The sequence below is a fragment of the Gemmatimonadota bacterium genome, from assembly GCA_026706345.1.
Classification (GTDB): domain Bacteria; phylum JAAXHH01; class JAAXHH01; order JAAXHH01; family JAAXHH01; genus JAAXHH01.
Genome location: JAPOYX010000087.1, coordinates 1 through 7,406, shown reverse-complemented (window position 1 = coordinate 7,406; position 7,406 = coordinate 1). Strand labels below are relative to the sequence as shown.

The window sequence follows — 7,406 nt, the reverse complement described above, 5'->3', positions numbered from 1 at the left end:
GGGTCGAATGGATGATCGTTCATGCGATCGAATCTCCTTGCTTTCACCGTCCTGGTCTACCGCTCAGGTTCAGCAGCCGGTCTTCATGCGAAATATCGGCTGTTTCGGGAAGCCGCGCCATCTTTTTGCTACAGCCCTTCCGAATCCAATACCTCGGCCGTCGCGAGCCCCTCTTCGGTCAATTGCGCCTCGATACCGGCCCGGTCTCCCACGAGCAGGTAGCCCGCCCGCAATGGTTTGAGGTACTGCCGGGCGGCCGCTCTCACGTCATCCAGCGTGACGGATTCGAGGTTTCCCACCGCATCCTCGATGTCCGTCATGGGCCTTTCCGAACTCCAGAGTCCGCCGATACTGCCCGCGATGCGCCGCAGGGATTCGAATTGCTGGGCGTATCCCCGGATCCGGCCCGTCCGCGCCTCTTCCAGCTCGCCGTCGCCTACCGGCCGTTCGCCGGCCAGCCCCCGCATTTCAGACATCAGCTCCTGCACGACCTCGCCGGTCTTTTCCGTCTGGATCGACGTCTGCACCTTCCAGTAGCCGGCCGCGCCGAGCAGGCCCAGCATGGTCGATACCCCGTATGTGTAGCCCTTTTCTTCCCGGAGGTTCAGGTTCAAACGGGACTGGAAGCCCCCGCCCCAGACCGCGTCCACGAGCCGAAGGGCGTAATAGTCGGGCGTGTCGCGACTCGGCGCCTCGATGAACTGGCAGACGACCGTCTGGGGCGCGCCGGGGCGATCGACGAGCCAGGTCCGGTTCGCCTTGCGGTCCGGCGACGGATCCGGCACCGTCCTGGCCGGCCTGACGTCACCCTTCCAGGATCCGAACCGGTTCTCCGCCAGTCTCATTGCGTCGTCGGGGGTAATGTCTCCCACGAACAACAGGGCGGACTGATCCGGCCGCCAGTTGTCTTCGTAAGACCGGGCGATATCGTATCGCGACACCTCGGCCACCGCGGACGCGTAACCCTGTACGGGGCGCCCGTAGGGATGGTCGCCGCCGAAGACCAGCCTGGGGCACAACCGCTGGGCCAGCGCCTGGGGGTGGGAGGCCTGCTGCGCCAGGTGGTCCAGGTGCCTATGCCGCTCGCGTTCCAGTTCCTCTTCGGGAAACTGGGGGTTCCGCACCACCTCCGCGAAGAGGGCCATGGCCGCGGCGAGGTTTCCGGTGAGCACGTCCATTCCGAGCCGGGCGGATTCGAGATACATGGATTTACGTATTACCGTGCCCAGCCGGCTCAGCGTTTCGTCGATCGCCAGCGCCCCGTAACCTCGCGTGCCCTTGTCCATGGTCTGCAGCATGAGCTGGGCCGCACCGCACTGCTCCGGTGCATCGTTCACGCTGCCCGATTTCACGGCCAGCGACACGGCCACCTTGGGGAGATCGTGGTGTTCGACGACCAGGACATCGAGTCCGTTGTCGAGCCGTCCCTCGTGAACCACGGGCGTCTGGAAGGGCGTATCCTTGCCCAGCGCGGGCACGCGCGAACGATCCAGCGGCTCGGTGCGAGCCACTGCCTGCGCGCCTTGATCGGCCGCCTGCGGAAGCGTGTCGGGGTAGTACCGAAGCAGCAGGCCGTGACGGGAGACCAGCCACCGCTGGACCGTCTTCGCGATCTGCGACCCGTTCAGTTCCAGGAACCGGTCGTGCTCGACGTGGAAATACCCCGGGTCGTTCCGGTAGGTGTTCGACTCGTTCAGCCGGTCCGCTTTGCCGCCGAAACCTCCGATACGCTCGAGGCTGGAGACGTACTGGTATTCCCACACGGTCCGGGCGCGCTCCACCTCGTCCCGGGACGGGCCGCCGGCCGCCAGTCGTGCGATTTCCCTCGTGACCAGGCCCTCGACCTCCAGGACGTCTCCGCCGGGACGGACGGTGGCAACGACCCCGAACAGCCCGGAGATTTCCTGCGCGTAGTTAAAGGTGCTGACCTCGGTACACAACTGCCGGTCGTAAACCAGCAGTTTTTCAAGCCGGGAAGACAGGCCGTCTCCGAGCACGGCCGCGGCCGCGTCCAGCACGGTCTCGTCCGTTTCGAACCTCGCCGGCGCCGGCCAGACCATGTGGACCCGGGCCTGGGGGACGCGGTCGGTGACCTCCACGATCTTGCTTTCGGGCAGGGAAGGCACCCATCGGCGCTGCCGGTCGATCAGGGGCCCAGGTTCCAGGCCGCCGTAGTAATGAGCCACGCGGTCCCGGGCGTGGTCTTCGTCGAAGTCGCCGGCAATGACCAGCGAAAGGTTGTTGGGCGTGTAGTAGGTCCTGAAAAACTCGGCCACGTCGTCCACCGTGGCGGCTTCCAGGTCCCCGTGCCTGCCGATGATAGGCCAGGAATAGGGATGGCCCGCGGGATAGAGGTGCTCGTTGACCAGTTCGAACCAGCGGCCGTAGGGCTGGTTCTCCGTGGTCTGGCGGCGTTCGTTCCGGACGACCTCGCGCTGGTTCTCGAAGTTCTCCTTCGTGAGCGCGTCGGCCAGCGTGGCGATTCGGTCCGACTCCAGCCAGAGCACGTACTCCAGGTTGCCCGAGGGCACGGTGGCGAAGTAGTTGGTACGATCGTAGCTCGTCGTACCGTTGACGCCGCCCTCCCGCAGGTTGCCGCCCGCCTGTTCGATGTATTTGAAGTATCCCCCGGGCGCGTTTTCCGATCCCTCGACCATCAGATGCTCGAAGAGATGGGCGAATCCCGTGCGGCCGGGGCGCTCCACCTTGGACCCCACGTGGAACCAGTGATTTACATGCACCACGGGCAACTTGCGGTCGATGTGCAGGATCACCTGCAATCCATTCGCAAGGGTATACTTCTCGAAAGATACCCTTGGCAGGGATTTCTGCGCCATGGCTCATCCCGGTTACAGGTACTGGCGGCACAGACTGGGAGAGGAAGGTTGTGCGGCGCCAGGATGAATGTGCTTCAAAAAACGGCCGAGGCCGGGCAGGTCCACGACACCGGCTCTACGACACCGGCTCTACGACACCGGTTCGACTACACCGGTTCTACTCTGCCCGATTTCGCAGAGCGGTACGCGGCGTCCAGGATCATGACGGAGCGCATGGCCGCGGCGCCGGGCGTGAAGTTTTCCACGGCCTGGCCGAGGATCAGGTCGGCGAAGTTCTCCGGCGGCCCGTCGCAGCTATAGGCGCCGGCGTCGGGGGCCACTTCGTGGACCTGGTCCCGTCCGTCGTGCCGATGGACCGCGAGGCGCGCCCGCTCGACGTCGAGGAGGAGCATGCCCTCCGAACCGAAGATGCGGATGTCGAGCTGGAACATCTGTCCTTCGGGGATGTCCCCCGACCCGGAGAGCGCGCCGATCACGCCGTCCTCGAAGCGGACGGTCACGGCGTCGTACATCTCCACTCGGGACCCGGCTTCCGCCATCATGGCGAAGACCTCGCTGGGGACCAGTCCCGTGAGCCAGGACAGCAGGCCCAGGCTGTGGGACATCTGCGCATGGCCGTAACCGCCGTCGGCCAGCACGGGATCGGCCCAGGTGGCCGGATCGGGCGCGAAGAGACCGCCGCCGTTGGCCTCGTGGTCGAAGTCCAGTCCCTGGAGCAGGCCCCGTATGGGAGAGGCCATGTGGCAGAGCACGGACTCTATCTTTCCCACGACGCCATCGTCGAGGTGCCGCTTGGCCGCCTGGATGTACGGCTTGTGGTGCCACCCGTAGGGGACGAGCAGGTGGAGCCCCTTCTCGTCCGCCAGCCGGACCAGTTCCCTGGCGTCGGCGCTCTTCGTGCACATGGGCTTTTCGACCATGACGTGCAACCCGCGATCCAGGGCCGCGCTCGCGTGCTCGAAGTGCAGCGTATGGGGACTGGCCACCACCACGCCGTCCAACTCGACTTCGTCCAGCATCCGGCGGTAGTCTTCCGTCCCGTAGGGCACGCCGAAAGCCTCCTGCACCTGGCGCAGCTCGGCCGCCCCGAGCCGGCAGACGGCCGACAGTTCCACGTCCCCGGCCTCGTCGGCCCGCTTCCGCAGCACCGGCAGGTGGTTGGCCGTCGCCCACCACCCGGTGCCGATGAATCCTATGCGCGCTTTATCCATATTCGATTCCTCGTTGTTTTCAGTCCTCGTCTTTTTCAGTCCGCGCCGTTTCTCTGAACGCGTGTCCCGGATTTAAACCGAACGCGTGCCCCGGAAAACGCCGCCCGTCGTGGCGTCCACGATCCAGACCTCATTCTGCCAGAGGGTAAACCCGTGGGGTTCCGGACCCTCCACGTCCAACCGGTCCAGTTGTTCTCCCGTCTCGGGATCGTACAGGAATATCGCCCGATGATTGGTCTCCACGCACCAGAGCCTGCCGTTTTCCCAGGCGATGCCGTGGGGCCGGTCCCCTGGAGCTGGGAAGGACTGCCGCACGGTCCATTCGTCGGGATCCATCCGGTAGATGGTGGCGTCGGGAGGCGATGACATCCAAAGTTCCCCGTCCCGCCATTCCAGGCCGTGGGCGCCGGTTTCCTTAGCGCCCGGCGTGGCGTAGCGCGCCAGCGTCTCTCCCGTCTCGGGATCGATCTTCAGGGTCTCGCAACTGTAGGTGGACGACACCCAGAGATGGGTGCCGCTGTGGGTGATCCCGCTGCCCCGGTCGGAGTCGCTGCCGAAAATCCGCAGCGTCGCGCCGTCGCGGTAGGCGTGGCAGCTGATCCGGTTGTCGCCCTGGTCCAGTATCCAGAGCCCTTCGGTGGTGGCCTGCAGCCCGTTGGGATGGGGACCGGGCGCATCAAAGACATGGCTGAGCGTGAGTTTCATTCAACAGCCTTTCTGCGATCTGTCACTGGGGGCCGGATAACACTTCAAAATGCAACCGGTCCAAGTGCACTGTCAAGACACAAAGGCCGGCATTCATGTGGAGATTCCATATGGCGATTTGGGATCGGGTCGAGGCCGAGCGCATCGACCATGGATCGGAACAAAAAGCATTGACGCCCGGTTCGTATATCTATATTTTTAGAAATATGGAAATGATCAACACGATATTTGCCGCCGCGAACCTCGAAGCCGAAGAGAAACACGCAGCGGCCTTCAAGGCGCTGAGCCACAAGACGCGCCTGGCCATCTTCTATCACCTCGTCAGGAAAGGTGAGGCAGGGGATACCGTCGGGAACCTGCAGGAGGCCGTCGCCATTCCGTGGGCGACCCTGTCCCATCACCTGGACGTCCTGCACCGGGCGGACCTCCTGGAGTCCCGGCGGGAAGAGCGGTATATCTTTTACCGGGTGCGGCCCGAACGGGTAAGCGACCTGGTTCGCCTGCTTACCGCGTGTTGTTAACTGTCCCAACGCAGATTCCGGAGGAAATCCATGTCAGACTACCCCAAGATCCACCTGTCGTTTCCCGTCCGCGACCTGGACCGGAGCGTCGCATTCTACACGAAGTTCTTCGGCGAGGATCCCGTGAAGGTCCGTCCCGGTTACGTCAAGTTCCTGCCGTCCATCGCACCCCTGAACCTGGCCCTGTATACGGATGGGAAGGCCACGGGCGATGCGACAAGCCATTTCGGCATCGAGGTCGGGGACCACGAGACGGTCCTGCGACATCTGCTGCGGATCCGGGTATCCGGACTGGAAACCCGGGAGGAGATGAACTGCGACTGCTGTTACGCCAACCAGGACAAGTTCTGGGTGGATGACCCGGATGGCCGTGAATGGGAGATCTACGTGCTGAACCGGGACTTGGATGAACCCGGCGGGCGGGATGAAGAAGCCTGTTGCGTGGCCCCGGCAGCCGGTGACGATGCCGGGCAGGCGCGTTCGTCCGAAATCTCGGCCTGCTGCGGCTAGTGTACCGCGCCGGGCGCGTTCGTCTGAAGGCCGGCCTGCCGCGGATAGCGTAGCGCGCCGGTTACGTATTGTTGCCGAACAGGAGCAGACCATGAAACCAGACACGCTGCTGGTCCATGCGGGCGGAGGGCTGGAGCCCGACTCGGGCGCCATTTCGCCTTCCATTCATCTCTCGACCACCTTTGAGCACACGCCGGAAGGGGAGGCGACCCGCGACCACGTCTATATCCGGATGGGCAACCCGACCCAGGACCGGCTGGAAGAGGCCCTGACGGCCATCGAGGACGGCGGGAAGTCGCTCGTCTACGCGTCGGGCATGGCGGCGGTAACGGGCTGCGTGCAGACCCTCGCTCCCGGCGCCCACGTGCTGATGCACAAGGACGTGTACAGCGTTACCCGCGCGATCGGCAAGGAACTCCTGCCGAACTGGAACATCGAAGTGAGCGAAGTGGACATGACCGATCTCGAAGCGGTCGGGCGCGCCATGCGGACCGATACGGCGCTGCTCTGGGCGGAGACCCCGTCGAATCCCGCCATGGCCGTCATCGACATCGGCGCGGTGGCCGGAATCGCACACGCCGCCGGCGCCTTGCTGGCCGTCGACAACACCTTCGCCACGCCGGTGGTGCAGCGTCCCCTTCAGCACGGCGCCGATATCGTCATGCACTCCATGACCAAATACCTGGGCGGTCACAGCGACGTGCAGGGCGGCGCGCTGGTGTTTCAGGAGGACGGAGACCGTGTCGAACGGGCCCGGCGCGTTCGGACGATCACCGGCGGCGTGCTGTCGCCTTTCAACGCCTGGCTGGTCCTGCGCGGACTGCGGTCGCTGGGCTGCCGCATGGCACGGCATGTCGCCAACGCAGAGGCCATCGCGGTGGCGCTGGCCGGTCATCCGGAGATCGAGGGGATCGACTACCCCGGCCTGCCCGATCACCCGGGGCACGCCGTCGCGACGCGGCAGATGGATGGCTACGGGGGTATGTTGTCCTTGCGGATCAAGGGCACGCGGGAGGACGCGCTGCGCGTCGCGAGCCGGGTCAAGCTGATACGGAACGCCACGAGCCTGGGCGGAGTCGAAAGCCTGATCGAACACCGGCAATCCATCGAGGGACCCGGATCGGTCACGGCCCCCAACCTGCTTCGCCTGTCTACCGGACTGGAAGCGGCCGAGGACCTGATCGACGACCTGGTCCAGGCGCTGGAATAAGGCCGGCGGTACGCACTGATTGGGGACGAGCCGGTGGGGTATGAGGCCGCCGGTACCGCACGGGATTATCCGTCGGGCGAGCAGGTTCCGCAGGGGGCGTATGCTTCCACCGCTTTGTCGACGGCGATGGCCTTGGCATTGCCATTCAGGAACCGGCAGTCGGACCGGTGGTACTTCGTACCGCCGTCGGTGACGTAGACTATGGGTACGTCGGTGTCCCGTTCGGGCTTCGAGGGCCAGAACCTGTTATTGACGGTCAGTTCGATGCCCTTGTCGAGCAGGTCGTCCACGACCGCCCGGATCAGTCTGCGTTTGTGCCAGGTGAGGGCGGTGAGCGCCACCGTGGCGGCTGCGGCAATAATCAGTCTCAGCATGGTCTTCCTTTTCCTCGGTATCAATGCATTCAGCGAAC

The 7,406-nt window shown here is 64.7% G+C and carries 7 protein-coding genes; 3 read left to right on the top strand and 4 right to left on the bottom strand.

Annotated elements, in window-relative coordinates:
• Window positions 1-128: 128 nt before the first annotated feature.
• From OXG98_06755 to OXG98_06745, 3 genes are all read right to left on the bottom strand, one after another.
• Window positions 129-2,837 (bottom strand): pitrilysin family protein, encoded by a 2,709-nt coding sequence (locus OXG98_06755; protein MCY3771702.1) that lies wholly within the window; start codon window positions 2,835-2,837, stop codon window positions 129-131.
• Window positions 2,838-2,983: 146 nt separating this feature from the next.
• A complete protein-coding gene (locus tag OXG98_06750) occupies window positions 2,984-4,048 on the bottom strand; it encodes a Gfo/Idh/MocA family oxidoreductase (protein MCY3771701.1) in 1,065 nt (354 codons plus the stop codon).
• A 72-nt stretch (window positions 4,049-4,120) separates the two neighbouring features.
• Window positions 4,121-4,753 carry a hypothetical protein gene (locus OXG98_06745; GenBank protein ID MCY3771700.1) on the bottom strand — a complete coding sequence of 211 codons (633 nt, stop codon included), beginning with the start codon at window positions 4,751-4,753 and terminating at the stop codon, window positions 4,121-4,123.
• 110 nt (window positions 4,754-4,863) lie between these two features.
• On the opposite strand from OXG98_06745, the gene OXG98_06740 reads away from it, so the two are divergent.
• The 3 genes from OXG98_06740 (at window position 4,864) to OXG98_06730 (ending at window position 6,994) form a co-directional block, all read left to right on the top strand.
• On the top strand, window positions 4,864-5,274 hold the full coding sequence (locus OXG98_06740) for a metalloregulator ArsR/SmtB family transcription factor (GenBank protein MCY3771699.1): 411 nt from the start codon (window positions 4,864-4,866) through the stop codon (window positions 5,272-5,274).
• Window positions 5,275-5,304: 30 nt separating this feature from the next.
• Window positions 5,305-5,784, top strand: coding sequence for a VOC family protein (locus OXG98_06735; protein MCY3771698.1), 480 nt, complete (start codon window positions 5,305-5,307; stop codon window positions 5,782-5,784).
• Between the two features lie 91 nt (window positions 5,785-5,875).
• On the top strand, window positions 5,876-6,994 hold the full coding sequence (locus OXG98_06730; protein MCY3771697.1) for an aminotransferase class I/II-fold pyridoxal phosphate-dependent enzyme: 1,119 nt from the start codon (window positions 5,876-5,878) through the stop codon (window positions 6,992-6,994).
• 65 nt (window positions 6,995-7,059) lie between these two features.
• Here the strand turns inward: OXG98_06730 and OXG98_06725 are convergent.
• On the bottom strand, window positions 7,060-7,406 hold a 347-nt coding region (locus OXG98_06725), incomplete at its 5' end, for a hypothetical protein (GenBank protein ID MCY3771696.1).

Excerpts from the sequence above, each read along its gene's own strand:
- OXG98_06755 (MCY3771702.1), bottom strand. The coding sequence starts at position 2,837 with ATGGCGCAGAAATCCCTGCCAAGGGTATCTTTCGAGAAGTATACCCTT.
- OXG98_06735 (MCY3771698.1), top strand. The coding sequence starts at position 5,305 with ATGTCAGACTACCCCAAGATCCACCTGTCGTTTCCCGTCCGCGACCTG.
- OXG98_06730 (MCY3771697.1), top strand. The coding sequence starts at position 5,876 with ATGAAACCAGACACGCTGCTGGTCCATGCGGGCGGAGGGCTGGAGCCC.
- OXG98_06750 (MCY3771701.1), bottom strand. The coding sequence starts at position 4,048 with ATGGATAAAGCGCGCATAGGATTCATCGGCACCGGGTGGTGGGCGACG.
- OXG98_06740 (MCY3771699.1), top strand. The coding sequence starts at position 4,864 with ATGGCGATTTGGGATCGGGTCGAGGCCGAGCGCATCGACCATGGATCG.
- OXG98_06745 (MCY3771700.1), bottom strand. The coding sequence starts at position 4,753 with ATGAAACTCACGCTCAGCCATGTCTTTGATGCGCCCGGTCCCCATCCC.